Source organism: Streptomyces sp. NPDC048197 (genome assembly GCF_043202395.1).
GTDB lineage: Bacteria > Actinomycetota > Actinomycetes > Streptomycetales > Streptomycetaceae > Streptomyces > Streptomyces siderophoricus.
This window is the reverse complement of record NZ_JBIDAJ010000028.1, coordinates 66,608-85,124: the sequence shown is the minus strand read 5'-3', so window position 1 is coordinate 85,124 and position 18,517 is coordinate 66,608. Positions and strand designations below refer to the sequence as shown.

Here is an 18,517-nt window from a genome sequence, read left to right as displayed (position 1 = left end):
GCTGCGCATCAAAGGTGGGGCCGACGGCGGGCTCTCGCTGCGCCTGGACGTGCGTGCCGTGGTCGTCGGACTGGTGCTGCTGGTCCTCGCGCTGGCCGCCGGCATCGCGCTGATCGGCTCCGGCGACTACCCGCTGGCGCCGGGCGAGGTGATTGCCACACTGACCGGCGGCGGCGACCCCGGCGCCCAATTCGTCGTGCAGGACCTGCGGCTGCCCCGGGTGCTGGTGGGGCTGCTGGTCGGCGCCGCGTTCGGGATCGCCGGGGCGGTCTTCCAGACCGTCTCCCGCAATCCGCTCGGCAGCCCGGACGTCCTCGGCTTCGCCCAGGGCTCCTCGGTCGGCGCGCTGATCGCCATCGTCTACTTCCAGGCCGGCACCTTCGCGGTCGCCGCCGGAGCGGTCGCCGGCGGCGTGGCCACCGGAGTCGCCATCTTCCTGCTCGCCTGGAAGCGCGGCATCCACGGCTACCGCTTCGTGCTCGTCGGCATCGGGGCGAGCGCCATGCTCTACGCGATGGTCCTCTACCTGATGACCAAGGCCAACATCGTCGAGGCGACCAGGGCCACCACCTGGATGACCGGTTCCCTCAACGGCCGCGACTGGGACCAGGTGGGGCCGCTCGCCGCCGTCTGCGCCGTCCTGATCCCGCTGGTGCTCCTCCACGGGCGGCCGCTGCGGATGCTGGAGATGGGCGACGACGCGGCGTACGCACTGGGCGTACGCGTCGACCGGGTGCGCATCGTGGTGCTGCTGGCCGCGGTCGTGCTGGTCGCCGCGGCCACCGCGGCGGCCGGCCCGATCTCCTTCGTGGCGCTCACCGCGCCCCAGCTCGCCCGGCGCCTGACCTGCTCGCCCGGCCCCAACCTGCTGCCCGCCGCCCTCATGGGTGCCGTCCTGCTGGTCGCCGCCGACTGGGCGTCCCAGCGGCTCTTCGGCGCCGACCAGCTGTCGGTGGGCGTGCTGACCGGCGTCCTCGGCGGCGGATACCTGCTGTGGCTGCTGGCCGTCGAGCGGAAGGCCGGGCGGGTATGAGACCCGGACACCCTGGAGACTCGGGCCACCCGGGCCTCAGCGCCGACAGCAGCGCGACCACGTCCTCACCACCACCCCAGGAGTTTTCGAAGTGAGCCGTCTCACGGCCGAGAACGTCACCCTCGCCTACGACCGGCGGGTCATCGCCGAGAACCTCTCGGTCGCCATCCCCGACCGGTCCTTCACGGTCATCGTCGGCCCGAACGCCTGCGGCAAGTCCACGCTGCTGCGCGCCCTCTCCCGGATGCTCCGGCCGAGCGCCGGATCGGTGCTGCTGGACGGCGCGGCGATCTCGTCCCTCCCGGCCAAGAAGGTCGCCAGGACGCTCGGTCTGCTGCCCCAGTCCTCGGTCGCCCCGGACGGCATCACCGTCGCGGACCTCGTGGCGCGCGGCCGCTACCCGCACCAGGGGCTGCTGCGGCAGTGGTCCGGCGAGGACGAGCGGATCGTGACGGAGTCCATGGCGGCCACCGGCGTCGACGGGCTCGCCGACCGCTACGTCGACGAACTGTCCGGCGGCCAGCGCCAGCGCGTCTGGATCGCCATGGCGCTCGCCCAGCAGACCCCGCTCTTCCTCCTCGACGAGCCCACGACCTACCTGGACATCCAGCACCAGATCGAGGTCCTGGACCTGTGCGCCGAACTGCACGAGGAGCAGGGGCGGACGCTGGTCGCCGTGCTGCACGACCTCAACCACGCCGCCCGTTACGCGACCCACCTCATCGCCATGAAGGACGGCGAGATCGTTGCCCAGGGCCCGCCCGCCGACATCGTCACCGCGGACCTGGTCGCCCGGGTCTTCGGGATCAGCTGCCAGGTCATCGACGACCCGGAGACCGGCACACCACTGGTCGTGCCCGCGGCCCGGCAGCCGCGCGGCGGCCGGGCGGCACGGCAGGCGGCCGGCGAGGCGGTGGGCACCGCTACAGCAGCGTCCTGAGGCGCAGCAGATCGCGCAGCCCGGCCTCCAGCTTGACCCGGCCGCTGCCCCAGGCCCGGGCGAAGTTCAGCTGCCCGTCCACCAGCGCGACCAGATCGTCGCCCGTCATGGACAGCCGGATCTCGGCCCTGTCCGGGGGCGGGCCGGGCGCGCAGGTCACGTCCTGGATGCTGCCCTGGGCCAGCCGGCCCAGGAACGTGACGTCCAGGTCGGTGATGCGGCAGCTGAGCGAACGGTCGAGCGCGGCGGCGCCACGGACCTTGCCGTCAGCCGAGGACAGGTTCTGGGCCAGCCGGTCGAGCGCGGCACGGCACTGGTCGAGGGTTGCCATCCCGATCGACGATACGCCAGGTCGCCGGGCCGCCGGTCCGCCCCGGACACCCGCCCGCCGAGGTAGCGTCGGGGGCATGGAACAGTCCACGCCCGGCCCGGAGCCGGAGCCGGCCGGCGGCACGGAGCAGGCCGGGCCCGCGCGGCCGGCCGGAAGCGCCGGGGAGGCGGCCCCCGAGGAGGCGGCGGCCACCGAGGAGGCCGGGCCCGAGCCGCTCGGCGTCGCCGTCACCCCCACCGGCCAGGCCGCGGTCGACGCCGGACTGCGGCGTCTCGCCGATGCCGACCACCTGCCGGTGGGCGGACACCTGAAGGTGTACGAGGATGTGCACCGCGGGCTCCGCGACGTACTGGCCGGTCTTGACCAGCACCCCGGGCCGCCCGCACCGTCCTCCACGACGCACGACAACAGGAGCTGAACCACAGGTGGCAGGAGTGGCACGACGCCGACTCGACGCGGAGCTGGTGCGCCGCAAGCTGGCCCGCTCGCGCGAGCACGCCAGCCAGCTGATCGCCGCGGGCCGGGTGACCGTCGGCGGTACCACCGCGAGCAAACCGGCCACCCAGGTGGAGACCAGCGCCGCCGTGGTCGTCCGCGCCGACGACAGCGACCCGGACTACGTCTCGCGCGGCGGTCACAAGCTCGCCGGGGCGTTCGCCGCGTTCGTCCCGCACGGCCTGAAGATCGAGGGGCGCCGGGCGCTGGACGCCGGCGCCTCCACCGGCGGCTTCACCGACGTCCTGCTGCGGGCCGGTGCCGGTCATGTCGTCGCCGTCGACGTCGGATACGGCCAGCTCGCCTGGTCGCTGCAGAGCGACGAGCGGGTCACCGTGAAGGACCGCACCAATGTGCGCGAGTTGACGCTCGACCAGATCGACGGGCTGCCCGTCGACCTCGTCGTGGGCGACCTCTCCTTCATCCCGCTGGGGCTCGTGCTGCCCGCGCTGGTCGGCTGCGCGGCGCCGGACGCCGACCTGGTGCTGATGGTCAAGCCGCAGTTCGAGGTCGGCAAGGAGCGGCTGGGCAGCGGCGGGGTCGTACGCAGCGCCGCGCTGCGGGCCGAGGCCGTCACGGCCGTCGCGACCCGGGCGGCGGAACTGGGACTTGGCGTACTTGGAGTAGTTGCGAGCCCGCTGCCTGGACCTTCCGGGAATGTCGAGTACTTTCTGTGGCTGCGCGCCGGGGCGCCTGCACTCGACCCGGCGGATGTCGACCGTGCAGTGGCGGAGGGGCCTCGTTGACCACAACCCAGGCAGTTGAAGGCAGCGCAGCACACGAGAACACCGGAGCCGGGCGGACGGTGTTCCTGCTCGCACACACCGGCCGCCCCGCGGCCGTGCGCAGCGCCGAACTCGTCGTCCAGGGGCTGCTGCGCAGCGGCATCGGGGTGCGGGTGCTGGCCGAGGAGGCCGCGGACCTGCCGCTGCCGCCCTCGGTCGAACGCGTCGAGCTGGAGCAGTGCGCGGCCGAGGGCTGCGAACTGATCGTGGTCCTGGGCGGGGACGGGACCCTGCTGCGCGGCGCGGACTTCGCCCGGACGTCCGGCGTCCCGATGCTCGGCGTCAACCTCGGCCGGGTCGGCTTCCTCGCCGAGGCCGAACGCGATGACCTCGACAAGGTCGTCGACCGGGTCGTCACCCGCGCCTACGAGGTCGAGGAGCGCATGACCCTCGACATCCTCGTCCGCAACAACGGCAACATCGTGCACACCGACTGGGCGCTCAACGAGGCGTCGGTGGAGAAGGCCGCCCGCGAGCGGATGCTGGAGGTCGTGACCGAGGTCGACGGCCGGCCGGTCTCCCGCTTCGGCGGCGACGGCGTGGTCTGCGCGACCCCCACCGGCTCGACCGCCTACGCCTTCTCGGCCGGCGGCCCGGTGGTCTGGCCCGAGGTCGAGGCATTGCTGATGGTCCCCATCAGCGCCCACGCCCTCTTCGCCAAGCCGCTGGTCACCTCGCCGCACTCGGTCCTCGCCGTCGAGGTCCAGCCCAAGACGCCGCACGGCGTGCTGTGGTGCGACGGCCGCCGCACCGTCGAACTCCCCGCCGGCGCCCGCGTCGAGGTCCGCCGCGGCGCCGTGCCGGTCCGCCTGGCCCGGCTGCACCACGCCTCCTTCACCGACCGCCTGGTCGCCAAGTTCGCCCTCCCGGTGGCGGGCTGGCGGGGAGCGCCCCACTAGGGCCGGTCCGACGGGTCATGGCAGGGTCCGCGACCCTGCCCCGTCGGACAGGCCCTGGCGGCCGCTCACGACGGCCCGGCGAGGAGTGCCCTGGCACGGGCCAGGCCCGGATCCCGGTGCGCGGCGAGGTCCTCGTCGGCGAAGACCGGGACCGGTACGGCCGGAGGGATGCCGGCGCCGTCGAAGGTCCGGCCGCCGGCGGTCAGGAACTCCTCGTTGGGCAGACCGAAGTGCCAGCCGTTCGCCAGGCCGCGGTCCAGCACGTCGGAGAAGACGCCCTGGGTGGGCTCGCCGATCCGGGTGGGGGCGGGGGAGCGGCCCATCAGGGACTGGGTGAAGGTCTCGCCCGCACTGATGGTCAGACGGCCGGTGAGCACCGCCACCGGGCCGGTGTAGACCGGCCCGTGGTACGGCCGGACCCGCACCGGCACCGGCGTGGTGAACCGCGCCGGATCCCGCGGGTCGTTGCGCGCCCGCTTGCGGTAGGCGAGATAGCCGCGGTCGGTGAGCCGGGAGGCGATGCGCAGGCCCAGCGGATCGGCGCCGCCGCCGTTCAGCCGGACGTCGACGATCAGGCCGCGCAGCGCCCCCGGCCCCCGGGTACGGCCCTTCGTGAACACCGCGTCCAGGGCCCGGTCGAGCTCGGCGACGTCCCCCGCGTAATCGCCCTTCTTCGTGTACCGGGCGAACTGGGTGACACGGAAGTACCCGATTCGGCCGGGCAGATCGGCATAGGACAGCCTGCCCTGCGCCCACTCGCGCCGGTGGACGCCGGGACCGAGGCCGGCCGCTGTCGCCGCCTCGACCCGGGCGGTGAAGGCCGGTGTGGGCAGGACCGTACCGGGACGTTTCCCCGCGAACCACCGGTCCGGGCCGGCCACGACCCGGGTGTGCGCGTCATGCAGCGGCTCGATCATCGCGCGCAGCACCGCGAAGAGTTCGGCATCCGTGGTCCGGGCCGTGATCCGGGGACGGTAGCGGTCGCGGACCGCCGCCCAGTCGACCTTCTTCGCCCGGAAGAACGGGTAGTTCTCGGCGTACGTCCGCCAGAACACGTCGAAGGCCGCCCGGGGACCGCGCGGCGGGCGCCCGGCGCACCGGGCGGGCAGCGCGGCGATCCGGTGCAGGACCCGCCGCCCCGCGTTGTCCGCACTCGTCCACCGGGCGCGGCCGGCCCCCTCCGGGGTCAGCGTGAGCGGCGCCGAGTCCGGGACCGTGAACCGGCTCCCGCCCCGCCCGTCGGGCCCGCCCGCCCGGGTACCCGTGACGGCCCCCGGCAGACAGCTGACGGCGGTGGTCTCGTACGTCCGCAGGCTGCGGCCCTTGACGGTGACCAGGGTCCCGTAGCCGTCCATCCGCCAGACGCCCTCCAGGGACGCGCGGCCGGCGGACGCCGGCCGGGAAGCGGCGGGGTCCCGTGCGGTGGCCGGGCCGCCGGCGCACGCGGTGGTGGCGGTCAGCGCGGTCACGGCCGTCACGGCGGCGAACAGCGCGAGCGTGCCGCGGGGGCGACGGGGGCGACGGGAGCGGCCGGGGCCGCAGCGGTCGTTCATGGCGTACCTCGTGAGGGTGGTCAGGCCGCGGCCAGGGTGTCCGTGGCACGGCGGCGCAGCGTCAGATGGACCGGCAGACCGGTCGCGAGCAGGGCGAGCAGCAGGGTGCCGCCGGCGATCGCGGCGGCCGTCGTCCAGGGCACGTACGGCAGCGCGGCACCGAACATCCGCCGGAGCACCGGGGCGAGCGTGAGCAGGGCGATGGCCGTGCCGAGGACCAGGGCGGTGCCCGCGACGACGGCCGCCTCCCAGGCCGCCATCGCCCGCACCTGGCGGCGGTACGAACCGATCAGCCGCAGCAGCGCCAGCTCACGGCGGCGCTCGGCGGTGATCACGGCGAGGGTGTTGGCGGCGGCGATGGCGGCGAACCCCGCGTACAGCCCGGTACCGACCTGGTCCAGCCACACCTCGTCGGGCGGACCGGCGGAACCGGTCAGATGCTGCGCGGTGGTGTGCAGCGCGATCTTCGTGGTGCCGAACGCCACCACCAGGACCAGCGGGACCACCGCCGCGGAGAACCGGCGGGACTGCGCCGAGACGTTCCGCATCGCCAGCCCGGCCGCGCCGCCGAACCGGCCGACCAGCCGGGACACCAGCCACGCCGCCGGGCCCACCAGCCGCGGCCCCAGCAGCGCCACCCCGGCACAGAACAGCAGCAGCACCAGGAACGCGCCCTGACCGGCCTTCTCGGCGGGCTGGTCGGCCAGCAGCCGGGAGAGCAGCACCCCGCCCGCCGTCACCAGCAGCCCCAGCGGCAGCCGCAGCGGCCCCAGCTTCCGGCGCCCGGCCGCCGCCTCCGCAAGCGCCCGCGCGGGCCGCAGCCCCGCGAACCGGGCGGCCGCGAGCAGCCCGGCCACCGCCGACGTCACCACCGCCACCGCCAGGCACACCGGCAGCGCCACCCACCTGAACCGGAAGGCCACCCCGCCGGGAATCAGACCGCGGGCCACCATGCCGTCGAACCACCAGCGCGCCAGCACCGCGCCCAGCGCACATCCGGCGAGCGCCGCCGGCACGGCCGCCAGCACCGCCTGCACGGCGACCGCCCGCCGGATCTGCCACGGACGCGCACCGACCGCCCGCAGCATCGCGAATTCGCGGTGCTGCTGGGCGACGGCCGTACCCATCGTCGAGGCGATCACGAAGACCGACAGATAGACCGAGCCGAGGAGCAGGACCAGCGCCATCTCCCCGACGCCGTGGGCCGCCATCGTCCGCCGCGCCGCGACCGGAGCGCCGTCCGCACCGGCCACCGCGAGCATCGTCACCGACGCCCCGACGACCGCGGCGGCGAACAGCGCCGCCACCGCCGTCCCCGCGAACGCCGGCCGGTGACCGCGCAACGCCGCGCGCGCCAATCCGCTGGGCATGAACGCACCTTTCGTTTCGCAACCGTGATCAGGGCGGCCGAGCCGGAACGTGACCGACCCGGCCGCCCCGGACGTGACCTGCGGGGTCGTCCCGGAAGCCCGCGGGGCCGTCGTCCCGGACCCGTGATCAGGGTCGCGGCCCGGCGGCACCGGGCACCATGCGGAAACCCTCCGCTTTCGGGTGGGGTTTTCCGCAGTACCGGGCGGACGGGAGAGGGGAGGCCGTCGCGGGGCGCCCCCAGGACCTCGTAAGGTCGTATCCGTGTTGGAGGAGATGCGGATCCGGTCCCTGGGCGTCATTGACGACGCCGTAGTCGAGCTGTCCCCGGGCTTCACGGCGGTGACCGGCGAGACGGGCGCCGGCAAGACCATGGTCGTCACCAGCCTCGGCCTGCTGCTCGGCGGGCGCGCCGACCCCGCCCTGGTACGCCTCGGCGCCAAGTCGGCCGTCGTCGAGGGCAGGATCACCGTCGGCCCCGAGACCCCGGCCGCGGTACGCGCCGAGGAGGCCGGCGCCGAACTCGACGACGGCGCCCTGCTGATCAGCCGCACCCTCTCCGCCGAGGGTCGCTCCCGGGCCCACGTCGGCGGCCGCTCCGTACCCGTCGGCCTGCTGGGCGAGTTGGCCGACGACCTGGTCGCCGTGCACGGCCAGACCGACCAGCAGGGCCTGCTGCGCCCCGCCCGGCAGCGCCAGGCCCTGGACCGCTACGCCGGCGACGCGGTCGCCGTCCCGCTCGCCAAGTACACCGCCGCGCACCGCCGGCTGCGCGCCGTCACCACCGAACTGGACGAGCTGACCACCCGCGCCCGCGAACGCGCCCAGGAAGCCGATCTGCTGCGCTTCGGCCTCGACGAGATCGCCGCGGTCGAACCCCAGCCCGGCGAGGACACCGAACTCGCCGCCGAGGCCGAGCGGCTCGGCCACGCCGAGGCACTCGCCTCCGCCGCCACCGCCGCGCACGCCGCGCTGGCCGGCAACCCCGAGGACCCCGAAGGCGTCGAGGCCACCACGCTCGTCGCCGGCGCGCACCGCGCCCTCGAAGCCGTACGCAGCCACGACCCGGAGCTCGCCGGCCTCGCCGACCGCCTCGGGGAGCTCGGCATCCTGATGGCCGACGTGGCGGGCGAGCTCGCCGGCTACGCCGACAACCTCGACGCCGACCCGCTGCGGCTCGCCGCGGTCGAGGAGCGCCGCGCCGCCCTCACCCACCTGACCCGCAAATACGGCGAGGACATCGCCGCGGTGCTGACCTGGTCGGAGAAGAGCGCCGCCCGGCTCGCCGAACTCGACGGCGACGACGACCGGATCGGCGAACTCACCACCGAACGCGACGCACTGAGGGCCGAACTGGGCGAACTCGCCCAGACGTTGACCGATGCCCGCACCGCGTCCGCCGAGCGCTTCGCCGACGCCGTGACCGCCGAACTCGCCGAGCTGGCCATGCCGCACGCCCGGGTGACCGTCGAGATCCGGCAGACCGAGGTGCCCGAGGACGCCGACGGCATCGTGGTCGGCGGCCGCACCGTCGCCTACGGGCCGGCCGGCGCCGACGAGGTCGAACTCCTCCTCGCCCCGCACCCCGGCGCCCCGCCCCGGCCGATCGCCAAGGGGGCGTCCGGCGGTGAACTCTCCCGGGTGATGCTCGCCGTCGAGGTGGTCTTCGCCGGCTCCGACCCCGTACCGACCTACCTCTTCGACGAGGTCGACGCGGGCGTCGGCGGCAAGGCGGCCGTCGAGGTCGGCCGGCGGCTGGCCCGGCTCGCCAAATCCGCCCAGGTCGTGGTCGTCACCCACCTCCCGCAGGTCGCCGCCTTCGCCGACCGCCAGCTCCTGGTGGCGAAGACCAACGACGGCTCGGTCACCAGGAGCGGCGTCACGATCCTGGAGGGCGAGGAGCGGGTCCGCGAACTCTCCCGCATGCTCGCCGGCCAGGAAGACTCCGAAACGGCCCGCGCCCACGCCGAGGAACTCCTCGAAACGGCCCGAACGGGTCGCTAGGTGTGCTGCCCCGCCCGGCGGTGATCCCTGAGTCCGGACAGCCCGCCTCCGCCCCCTAGGGTGACCGGAGTTCGAGCCGGCAGGGTGCCGGCCGAGGGGAGTGACATGGTGGCGGCAGGCGGCAAGGTGCTCACACGGATCTCGGCGCTGCTGGGGGCGGCCTGCGCGACCCGGGCCGCCTACGGGGCGCTCAGGAGCCGGCCGCCGGGCGGCGCCGTCCTGTGGGAGCGCAAGAACCACGCCGGCCGCACCGTCCATCTGCACGCCGGGCTCGCCACGGCCACCGGCACCGTCCTCGCCGTGGCCACCGCACCGGGCCTCCCGGCCCGCACCCGGGCGGCATCCGCGCTGGCCGTACTGGCGGCCGGGGCCTGTGGGGCGTACGACGACGTCTTCGGCGCCAGTGACCCCCGCCGCGGATTCCGGGCCCACCTGTCGGCGCTGCGGAACCGTGAGGTCACCAGTGGGGCGGTGAAGCTGTTCGGCATCGGCGCCGCCGGTCTCGCGGCGGGCGCCCTGCTGAAGGAACGCCCGGCCGACAAGCTCCTGGCGGGCGTGGTCATCGCGGGCTCGGCGCACCTGGTGAACCTCCTGGACGTCCGCCCCGGCCGCGCAGCCGGCGCCGTCCTGGCCCTCGGCGCGCCGGGCCTCCTCCGCCGCGGCCCGGCGGGACCGCTGGCCGCCGCACCCATGGGGGCCGTGGCCGTGATCGCCCGCGACGACCTGGCGGAACGCACCATGCTCGGCGACGCCGGCGCCCACGCCCTCGGTGCCGCCCTCGGCCTCGCCATCGCCACCGGCACCACCCGCCCCGGCCTGACCGCCCACGCCGCCGCCCTGGTCGCCGCAACGATCACGGGGGACCGCGTGAGCCGGTGGGCGGGGGCGGGGGCGGGGACTGTGTGAGCCGGTGGGCGGGGGTGGGGGCGCGTGAGCTGGCGGGCGAAAGCTGAGGGGGCCGAGGCTTCCCCCGCCCCCTCCCCCTCTCCCCCTTCGGGGGAGGGGGCGGGGGGTGGGTTCGGGGGTGGGGGGAGCGGACGGCCGTTCGCGGCGCCACAACAGGGGGCGGGCGCGGCGGCAGGGGGCTGGGTGCCGCGGCAGCGGCCGCTGGGCCCAGGGCCGTAGCCCCTCAGGCACGCGGCGCGTAGGGGCCGCAGCTCTTCGGGCAGACGGCGCGTAGGGGCCCGGCCGCGGAGCGAGCGCGTCGTGCGCGCCTCCCGGTGGGGCAGACAGCGCGCTCCGGTGGGCGGCTCACCCGTACGTACCGTCGACCCGCGCGGGCGGATTGTCATCCGTGTGGGTGATCTCAAGCGCGCTGGGGTGAGACTTCCCACCGGAACGGCGGGCGGACGATGCCGAATTGACGCCGCCGGACTGGCATCCTGGGCCCGGTGCACGGTTCCGGGTGCGCTCGCTGCGTCCTGCCGTCGTCCGGTGGGCCGGCCCGCCCGGTGGCGCGCCGCGCAGCGTCCGCACCCAGCGGACCGACCTACCGGTACGGCCCGTTCCGCCTCGACCCAGGAGTCCCGCACACGTGAGTACCCCGACCTCGACGCACGGGCTGTCACCGCTGCGCACGGTCCAGGTGCTGGGGTACGGCGGCGCCGGCAGCGCGGCCCATGTCCGCTCGCTGGCCGAGGGACTGGTGGCGCGCGGCGTCCGGGTCACCGTCTGCGCCACGCCGGAATCCGAGGAGGCGTACGACTTCACCGGCGCCGGTGCGCGGTTCGTCCACGTTCCTCCGCGGATGGACCCGGTGAGCGTGGCGACGCTGCGCAGCGCCTGCTGGGACGCCGATCTGGTCCATGCGCACGGCCTGCGGGCCGGGCTGCGCGCCTCGATGGCGCTGCGCGGACTGCGCGGCCCCAGGGGAGGACGGCGGGTCCCGCTGGTCATCACCTGGCACACGAGTCCGCACACCGAAGGCCCGCGGGCCGGCGTGGTGCACCTGATGGAGCGTCGGGTGGCCCGGGCCGCCGCCGTGGTCCTGGGCGCCTGCTCCGACCTCGTGGACCGGGCACGCGAGCGGGGTGCGCGCGACGCCCGGCTCGCCCCGGTCGCCATTCCGCGGCCCCGCTCCGGCGGGGCACCGGCCGAGCCCGAGGAACGCGACCGGATGCGCCACAAGGAGCGGGCCGAACTGGGCGCGACCGGCCGCCCGTTGCTGCTCGCGGTCGGCCGCCTCGACCCCGGCCAGGGCCACGACCTGCTGCTGGACGCCGCACACGCCTGGTGCGCGCTCGACCCACAGCCGCTGGTCGTCATCGCGGGGGAGGGCGACCAACGGGCCGCGCTGCAGCGCCGGATCGACCAGGAGGAGCTGCCCGTCCAGCTGCTCGGCCGGCGCGACGACGTACCCGAACTCCTCGCCGCCGCCGACCTCGTCGTACTCCCCAGCAGGTGGGAGGCGCGCTCGCTGATCGCGCAGGAGGCGCTGCGCGCCGGGGTGCCGCTGGTCGCCACCGACACCGGCGGCACTCGCGAACTGGTCGGCCCCGCCGCGGAACTGGTCCCTTACGGAGACGCCGCCGCCCTCGCCCGCAGCGTGCTCGCCCTGCTCGCGGACCCCACCCGCCGGGACGCGCTCGCCGAGGCCGGCCGCATCCAGGCGGCAGGCTGGCCGACCGAGAACGACACCGTGACTCAAATCCTCAGCGTCTACGACGAGTTGACGCAACCCTTGCCGTCCCCGCACTAGCCGGGTGACGGGTACGGGCTGCGTGACGGGCACGGGGCTGTATGACGGGCACGGGCGGCGGCCGCAAGGCCCCGGGCCGAGGAGGCGCAGGCGAGGAGACGTACGCGAGGAGACGCAGGCGAGGAGACATACGCGACGAGACGTACGCGACGAGACGTACGCGACGAGACGTACGCGACGAGACGTACGACGGAACGCCGGTCTCACCGGGAAGGCCGGATGCCCCCTGGGTGGGCTACGGCCGGTCGGTGTGGCGTCTGGCGCGCAGGGCCAGGCGCAGGCCCAGTACGGTCTGTGGATCGTCCAGGTCGGTGCCGAGCAGCTGGGCGATGCGGGCCAGCCGGTCGTAGAGGGTCTGGCGGTTGACGTTCAGATCGCGGGCCGTCTCGGCCTTGCGTCCCGCGCTGGCCAGATACGCCTCCAGTGTGGGCAGCAACGGCTGCCGGGCGCCCCGGTCGTGGGCGAGCAGCGGGCCGATGGCACGTTCCACGAAATCGCTGAGCACACCCTGTTCGCCCTGTTCGCGCATCCGCCACAGCAGCAGCTCGATGTCCAGCCGGCGCGCGTCGTACCAGGGCTGTTCCGGCAGGCCCTGGGCGGCCGCCGCGGCCTCCGCGGCGTGGCGCAGGCCGGGGCCGGCCGCCGCCCAGTCGTCTGCGGCCCCGACGACGACCACCGGGCGGTGCGCCGTCGGACGGTCCAGCCCCGCGCGGACCACCCCGGCGCGCAGCGCCTCGGCGACGCGGTCGGCGAGCGCCTCGCGCGGCTGGCCGGCGCGCAGTGCCACGAGCATCGGCACCCGGCCCTCCACGGGGCGAACGCCGAGGAGCACCGGCGCCCCGAGGGCGGCGAGTTCCTCACGCAGTGTCTGGGCGAGCAGCGCCCAGCTGTTGGGGGTGGGGAGGCCGGCCGGTAGCCGCATGACCACCGGAAGGACCGGTTCCGAGCCGGGGCGGAACCCGAGCAGCCGGGCCTGTGCGGGTGCCTCGGCCGCGGAGATCCGGCCCTCCGCCAGATCGGCGAGGAAGTCACCGCGGCCGCGGGCGGCCAGCACTTCCTCCTGGCGGGACTGGAGCATCACGACGGCGAGCAGATCGGCGGCGCGTTCCGCGGCGATCCGGTGCACCGGTGCCACGGGGGCGTTGACGGGCAGCAGCACCAGGCGGGCGCGGACCGCGTCGGGACCGTGCCCGCCACCGGGAACGTCGATCCGGACGCCCGAATCGCGCAGACCCTCCCAGGCCAGCAGCGGATCGGCGTCGGCGGACCCGTCCTCGTCGCCGCCGTCCGGGCCCGCGGCGTACAGCGGGCTGCCGTCGGGGGCCTCCAGGCAGAGCGGGTTGCCGGTGAAGACGGCCAGCAGCCGCAGCACCTCGGGCGCACCGCCGCCGCGCAGCAGGACGTCGGTACACCGGCGCAGGATCTGGTCGGCGCGGCGCAGCAGCGCGTAGTGGCTGTTGATGATCTCCGTATGGATGGCCTCGGTGACCGTGACGTACGGGACCTCGCGGTGCAGCTGGATCAACGGCAGCCCGCAGTCCCGTGCGGCGTCCACCAGCGCCGGGGGCAGCGATTCGAAACGAGAGCCCAGCTCCACGACGAGAGCAGCGATCTCGCGGTCCGCGAGCTTACGGATGAACGCCCGCTGCTCGGACGGCCGGGTGCCCAGTCCGAGACCGGTGGTCAGCAGCAGCTCGCCGCCCTTGAGCAGCGAGGCGATGTGCGGCACCTCGCCCGCGTGCACCCAGCGCACCGCGCGGTCCAGCCGGTCCCCGCCGGCCAGCACCTCCGGCAGCCCGCGCCGCAGCGCGGGCAGCTCAAGTGCCCTGCGTACCGTGATCTCGGCTTCGATTTTTGCTTCCGGCCCCATGCCGACGAACGGTACCCGCAGTCCGCTATCCGGAGCCTCCCCGTCCGGGGGCCGGGCTGGGGCGGGGCCCGCTGGCCGGGCGCACGGCGAGGCCGGTGCCGGGGGCCACGGACGGGGCGCAGGCGACGCGGGTGGCGGGGGCCGCGGACCGGGGGCGGAGCGGTGCTTCCGTACGAGAGCGGTGGTCGGGTCTGGGGGCGGGGATTCTGTCTGAGAGTGGGCGTCGGGTCCGAGGACGGCGGTTCGGCCCGAGAGTGGTGGTCGCGCCCGAGTGCACCGGCCGCACCCGAGAGCGCTGCTCTTGTTCAAGAGCAGCGGCCGCCCGAGAGCGGACGCCAGGTTCGAGAGCGGCGGGCTCGTCCGAGAGCTCCGGCCGCATCCGAGAGCGGTGCTCTGGTGCGAGAGCGGCGGCTCCGTTCGAGAGCGGTGTCGCGCCGCCGCACCGGGAAGCCGGGCTCCGGCTGGAGAGCGGCCCGCCCCCGGTCGCGGCCCCGCTTCCGTCGCCGTACGTCCCAGTCGCGGCTCGTCCCAGTTGCGGCCCGCCCCGGCCACCGCCCGTTCGGCCCACCGCCCACCCCGGTCACCGCCTGTCCCGGCCACCGCCTGTCCCGGACCGCGGCAGGCACCAAGCTCGCCCGGCCCGCGCCTCACACCGGGACGGCTCGCTCACGTCGACTCACGTCGACTCACGTCGACTCACGTCGACTCACGTCGACTCACGTCGACTCACGTCGACTCACGCACCACCAACCGCGCCTCCGTGATCACCGGCGCCAGCCCCGGCGCAGCCGCCACGCCAGCCGTCCCGGACCCGAGATCCGCCTCGCCCCCACGGTCCGTTCCGCCACCGAGACCCGCACTGCTCCCACGACCCGCACCACCCCCAACGTCCGCACCGCCCGCTACATCCGCCCTACCTCCAACATCCACACCGCCCCCAAGCTCAGCCCCGGCACCCTCAAGCTCAGCCCCGGCGCCCGACCCCCGCGCACCCCCCGCCCGCCGCGTGTCCAGCAGCCGCAGCAGCAGCCGGGCCATCAGGCGGCCCATCTCCTCCACGTCCTGCCGCACCGTGGTCAGCGGTGGGTCCGCCCAGGCGGCCGGTTCCAGGTCGTCGTAGCCGACCACCGCCACATCGTCCGGGACCCGCCGCCCCCGCGCCCGTAGGGTCCGCAAGGCGCCGTTCGCCATCAGGTCGGAGCACGCGAAGACGGCGTCCAGGTCCGGCGCGGCGTCCAGGAGCGTGGCCATGGCACGCTCGCCGCCCTCCGCCGTGAAGCCGCCGTCCGCGATCAACCGCGGATCGGGCTCGCTCGTGCCCAGTGCCTCCCGATAGCCGTCGAGCCGGTCCAGCGCCGACGTCTGGTCGAGCGGACCGGTGATCACCGCGATCCGCCGGCGGCCGCGGTCGAGGAGATGGCGTACGGCCTGACGGGCGCCGTCGCGGTTGTCCGTGTCGACGTACAGCGGTCGCGGCGCGCGGTCGGCGCCCGCCCAGCCGGGCCGGCCGCCGTACACGGTGGGCAGCCCGGCGCGCTCGGCCATGGCCGGCAGCGGGTCGTCGCGGTGCAGCGAGAACATCAGCGCGCCGTCGACATGGCCACCCGCCAGATAGCGGCCGATGCGGTCGTAGTCGGCGCGGTGCTCGACGAACATCAGCAGGAGCTGGGTGTCGGCGGCGGCCAGTTCCCGGCTGATGCCCCGTAGTTGACGGCCGAAGAAGGGATCGGTGAAGACTCGGGCCTCCGGTTCCGCGATGACCACGGCGACCGCTCCGGTGCGGCGGGTGACCAGGGTGCGGGCCGCACTGTTCGGTACGTAACCCAGCTCGTGCACCGCCCGGCGGACCCGTTCCTGGACCGCTTCCCGTACGCCCGCACCGCCGTTGACCACGCGGGACACCGTGGCACGGGAGACGCCGGCATGCGCCGCGACCGCCTCCAGCGTGGGTCGCCCACCGTTCGGCTCAGGCACGTTCCAACTCCTTTTTCGACGAGGTGACTTGACGGTGTGCCGTCGAGTCGGCAGGGTGCACTGAGGACGTCATGAGAGCGCTCTCAAGCGCGATGTCCTCACGGATACCCCCCAGAACTCCTCACTACCCCCCACCGTTTCCGAGGAGAGAATGTCATGAGCATGAGGAAAAGAGCGGTGCTCTTCATCATGAGCACCGCACTCGTCAGCACCTGCTCCCTCGCCGTCGCCCTCCCCAGCGCCTCCGCCGGGGAAGCGGCACCCACGACCGGCACCGCGCACGCGACGAACACCGGCCGCACGACGAGCACCACGCTCACCTCGAACGCCGGCCGCACGGCGACCACCGCCCGTACCGCGAACGCCGCGACCGCCTTCCAGGAAGTGTGGCGTACGGACTTCAACGGCGCTGCCGGATCACGCCCGAGCGGCGACGACTGGATCATCGACACCGGTACCGGCTACCCCGGCGGCCCCGGCAACTGGGGCACCGGCGAACGCGAGACGTACACGGACAAACCCGAAAACCTCCAGCTCGACGGCGCCGGCCACCTCAAAATCACCGCACTCAAGGACGGCGCCACCTGGACCTCGGCCCGCATCGAGACCCGGCGCACCGACTTCGCCGCACCGGCCGGCGGCAAGCTCCGCATCGAGGCGAGCATCCGGATGCCTGACGTCACCGGTGACGCCGCGCTCGGCTACTGGCCCGCCTTCTGGACGCTGGGCGCCGACTACCGAGGCAACTACCAGAACTGGCCCGGCATCGGCGAGTTCGACCTCATGGAGAACGTCAACGGCATCAACAAGGTCTGGGGCACACTGCACTGCGGCGTCAACCCCGGCGGGCCGTGCAACGAGACGCAGGGCAGGGGCAGTTCCCGCGAGTGTCCCGGCAGCGCCTGCCAGGCCGGCTTCCACACGTACGCACTGGAGTTGGACCGCACCAACGGCGCCGCGGAGTCGCTGAACTGGTATGTCGACGGGCAGAAGTTCCACACCGTGACGTCGGCCGAAATGGACGCCGACACCTGGGCCAAGGCCACCCACCACGGCCATTTCCTGCTGCTGAACCTCGCGATGGGCGGGGCGTTCCCGGACGGCGTCGCGGGCCGGGCGACCCCCACCGACGCCACCCGCCCCGGCGGCTCACTCCTCGTGGACCACATCGCGGTCTCCGTACAGCAGTCCGCAGCAGCCTCCGCCCCCCGTACGGCCCGCAAGCCCGCCCCGCCCGCTGGCACCGACCGGCACCCCTCCGCCCCGCAAGGAGCCACCCCCCAAGGAGCCACCCCGTGATCACTCGACGTACCCTGCTCGGCGGCCTCGCCGCCGGCGCCGCCACGGCCTCGGGCCTCACCCTGGCCGGCCGCGCCCTCGGGTCCCCTCTGGAGGCTCGTACGACCGCGGGGCAAAAACGGGCGGCGGGGGCGGTCCCCCTGCGTATCCTCAACAACTCCGGGGCGTACCGGAATTCCTCGGTGTGGGTGTACATCGTCGGGAATGACGGGGCGCAGCAGGTGTGGGTCGGGCCGGACGGAGTGCTCAAGCCCGTGGCGCTCGGGGACAACGGGCCGGACGGGTACACCGATTACGCCATCCCGCTCGCCGCGAGCGGGACCACCACCGTCCAACTGCCCCAGATGTCCGGCCGGATCTACGTCGCGCTGGGCAGCAAGCTCAAGTTCAAGGCAGTCAAGGACGGCAACGGCAAACCCGCGCTCGCCTATCCGGCGGGCTGGGTCTCCGGTGACCCCAACTACGACGTCCTCCACGACTGCGCCGAGTTCACCCACAACTCAAGCGGGCTGTACTGCAACACCACCATGGTCGACATGTTCAGCGTGCCGCTCGCCATCAAGCTCTCCGGCGCCAAGGAGCAGACCACCGGCACGCTCAAGGACGGCGCCCGCGACCGGATCTTCGCCGACGTCAAGGCCGCCGAGGGATTCGACCGGCTGGTCATCGGCGACAAGCGGGTGATCGCCCCCGGGCACGGCCTCGACAGCGGACTGTTCGCCAAGGACTACCTCGCCCCCGCCATCGACGAGGCCTGGTCCGCCTACGCGAGCAAGGACCTGACCGTCACCACCAACGCCGGCAGCTTCACCGGCCGGGTCGGCGGAGGCAAGCTCGTCTTCCAGGGGCCGGGCACGGTCTCCTTCGACAAGCCGTCCACCCGCGACGTCCTCTTCTGCGACGGCACCCTGGCCGCCCCCAACGACGGCACCCTCGGCCCGGTGGCCGCCGTCCTGGGCGCGGCCCTCAACCGCTCCACCCTGGTCTCGCAGGCCCACCAGCCCACCACCGACCCCGCCGCCTTCTACCGGCAGCGGCTGACCAACCACTACGCCAAGGCCATGCACGCCGCCACCCAGGACGGCCGGGCCTACGGCTTCGCCTTCGACGACGTCGCCGGCTTCGCCTCGTACATCGAGGACAGCGCCCCGAAGGAGATCACCCTCACCCTGACCCCCTTCTGACGCACCGGACCGCCCGGTCTTGCGCCCCACACGCCCACGCGCCGCGGCCGCCCCCGGAACACTCCCGGGGACGGCCGCGGTGTA

14 protein-coding genes and 1 pseudogene are annotated in these 18,517 nt (G+C 74.5%); 10 read left to right on the top strand and 5 right to left on the bottom strand.

The genetic code is table 11. The annotated features are described in order from the left end of the window. Position 1 precedes the first annotated feature (1 nt). Positions 2-1,033, top strand: coding sequence for a FecCD family ABC transporter permease (locus ACGF4C_RS29365; RefSeq protein ID WP_393570113.1), 1,032 nt, complete (start codon positions 2-4; stop codon positions 1,031-1,033). Between the two features lie 91 nt (positions 1,034-1,124). Beyond that, on the top strand, positions 1,125-1,973 hold the full coding sequence (locus ACGF4C_RS29360) for an ABC transporter ATP-binding protein (RefSeq protein ID WP_030416329.1): 849 nt from the start codon (positions 1,125-1,127) through the stop codon (positions 1,971-1,973). Here ACGF4C_RS29360 and ACGF4C_RS29355 read toward each other — a convergent pair. Beyond that, on the bottom strand, positions 1,957-2,304 hold the full coding sequence (locus ACGF4C_RS29355) for a sterol-binding protein (RefSeq protein WP_393570081.1): 348 nt from the start codon (positions 2,302-2,304) through the stop codon (positions 1,957-1,959). The two genes, ACGF4C_RS29360 and ACGF4C_RS29355, sit on opposite strands and share 17 nt — an antisense overlap. 76 nt (positions 2,305-2,380) lie before the next feature. Here ACGF4C_RS29355 and ACGF4C_RS29350 point away from each other — a divergent pair, with 76 nt between their 5' ends. From ACGF4C_RS29350 to ACGF4C_RS29340, 3 genes are read left to right on the top strand one after another with little or no spacing between them, the layout of a single operon-like run. Further along, positions 2,381-2,722 (top strand): hypothetical protein, encoded by a 342-nt coding sequence (locus ACGF4C_RS29350; protein WP_393570079.1) that lies wholly within the window; start codon positions 2,381-2,383, stop codon positions 2,720-2,722. Positions 2,723-2,729: 7 nt separating this feature from the next. After that, positions 2,730-3,545 (top strand): TlyA family RNA methyltransferase, encoded by an 816-nt coding sequence (locus tag ACGF4C_RS29345; RefSeq protein WP_393570077.1) that lies wholly within the window; start codon positions 2,730-2,732, stop codon positions 3,543-3,545. After that, entirely contained in the window at positions 3,542-4,483 is a 942-nt protein-coding gene (locus tag ACGF4C_RS29340; RefSeq protein WP_362148833.1) for an NAD kinase, read from the top strand. Before ACGF4C_RS29345 ends, ACGF4C_RS29340 begins: the two co-directional genes overlap by 4 nt. Before the next feature lie 65 nt (positions 4,484-4,548). Here the strand turns inward: ACGF4C_RS29340 and ACGF4C_RS29335 are convergent, their stop codons facing one another. Both ACGF4C_RS29335 and ACGF4C_RS29330 read right to left on the bottom strand, forming a co-directional pair. Further along, positions 4,549-6,036: a S41 family peptidase gene (locus tag ACGF4C_RS29335; RefSeq protein WP_393570074.1), complete on the bottom strand. Its 1,488-nt coding sequence runs from the start codon at positions 6,034-6,036 to the stop codon at positions 4,549-4,551. Positions 6,037-6,056: 20 nt separating this feature from the next. After that, on the bottom strand, positions 6,057-7,406 hold the full coding sequence (locus ACGF4C_RS29330) for an FtsX-like permease family protein (RefSeq protein ID WP_393570072.1): 1,350 nt from the start codon (positions 7,404-7,406) through the stop codon (positions 6,057-6,059). Positions 7,407-7,680: 274 nt separating this feature from the next. Between ACGF4C_RS29330 and recN the strand changes: the two genes are divergently transcribed. From recN to ACGF4C_RS29315, 3 genes are all read left to right on the top strand, one after another. Further along, on the top strand, positions 7,681-9,408 hold the full coding sequence (recN, locus tag ACGF4C_RS29325; RefSeq protein ID WP_393570111.1) for a DNA repair protein RecN: 1,728 nt from the start codon (positions 7,681-7,683) through the stop codon (positions 9,406-9,408). 105 nt (positions 9,409-9,513) lie between these two features. Further along, positions 9,514-10,314 (top strand): hypothetical protein, encoded by an 801-nt coding sequence (locus ACGF4C_RS29320; protein WP_393570070.1) that lies wholly within the window; start codon positions 9,514-9,516, stop codon positions 10,312-10,314. Between the two features lie 628 nt (positions 10,315-10,942). After that, a complete protein-coding gene (locus ACGF4C_RS29315; protein WP_393570068.1) occupies positions 10,943-12,106 on the top strand; it encodes a glycosyltransferase family 4 protein in 1,164 nt (387 codons plus the stop codon). 235 nt (positions 12,107-12,341) lie between these two features. On the opposite strand, the gene ACGF4C_RS29310 is transcribed toward ACGF4C_RS29315, so the two are convergent. Both ACGF4C_RS29310 and ACGF4C_RS29305 read right to left on the bottom strand, forming a co-directional pair. After that, positions 12,342-13,976: a PucR family transcriptional regulator gene (locus ACGF4C_RS29310; protein WP_393570066.1), complete on the bottom strand. Its 1,635-nt coding sequence runs from the start codon at positions 13,974-13,976 to the stop codon at positions 12,342-12,344. 987 nt (positions 13,977-14,963) lie between these two features. After that, positions 14,964-15,950, bottom strand: a pseudogene (locus ACGF4C_RS29305) (LacI family DNA-binding transcriptional regulator); the annotation flags it as partial. Positions 15,951-16,106: 156 nt separating this feature from the next. On the opposite strand from ACGF4C_RS29305, the gene ACGF4C_RS29300 reads away from it, so the two are divergent. Beyond that, on the top strand, positions 16,107-17,249 hold the full coding sequence (locus tag ACGF4C_RS29300; RefSeq protein ID WP_393570064.1) for a glycoside hydrolase family 16 protein: 1,143 nt from the start codon (positions 16,107-16,109) through the stop codon (positions 17,247-17,249). Continuing rightward, positions 17,246-18,433, top strand: coding sequence for a beta-1,3-glucanase family protein (locus ACGF4C_RS29295; protein WP_393570062.1), 1,188 nt, complete (start codon positions 17,246-17,248; stop codon positions 18,431-18,433). Before ACGF4C_RS29300 ends, ACGF4C_RS29295 begins: the two co-directional genes overlap by 4 nt. Positions 18,434-18,517: the final 84 nt, after the last annotated feature.

What these genes read in the sequence shown, in the direction of transcription:
- ACGF4C_RS29355 (WP_393570081.1), bottom strand. Translation starts at nt 2,304, where the DNA reads ATGGCAACCCTCGACCAGTGCCGTGCCGCGCTCGACCGGCTGGCCCAG.
- ACGF4C_RS29350 (WP_393570079.1), top strand. Translation starts at nt 2,381, where the DNA reads ATGGAACAGTCCACGCCCGGCCCGGAGCCGGAGCCGGCCGGCGGCACG.
- ACGF4C_RS29335 (WP_393570074.1), bottom strand. Translation starts at nt 6,036, where the DNA reads ATGAACGACCGCTGCGGCCCCGGCCGCTCCCGTCGCCCCCGTCGCCCC.
- ACGF4C_RS29330 (WP_393570072.1), bottom strand. Translation starts at nt 7,406, where the DNA reads ATGCCCAGCGGATTGGCGCGCGCGGCGTTGCGCGGTCACCGGCCGGCG.
- recN (WP_393570111.1), top strand. Translation starts at nt 7,681, where the DNA reads ATGCGGATCCGGTCCCTGGGCGTCATTGACGACGCCGTAGTCGAGCTG.
- ACGF4C_RS29320 (WP_393570070.1), top strand. Translation starts at nt 9,514, where the DNA reads ATGGTGGCGGCAGGCGGCAAGGTGCTCACACGGATCTCGGCGCTGCTG.
- ACGF4C_RS29310 (WP_393570066.1), bottom strand. Translation starts at nt 13,976, where the DNA reads ATGGGGCCGGAAGCAAAAATCGAAGCCGAGATCACGGTACGCAGGGCA.
- ACGF4C_RS29300 (WP_393570064.1), top strand. Translation starts at nt 16,107, where the DNA reads ATGAGCATGAGGAAAAGAGCGGTGCTCTTCATCATGAGCACCGCACTC.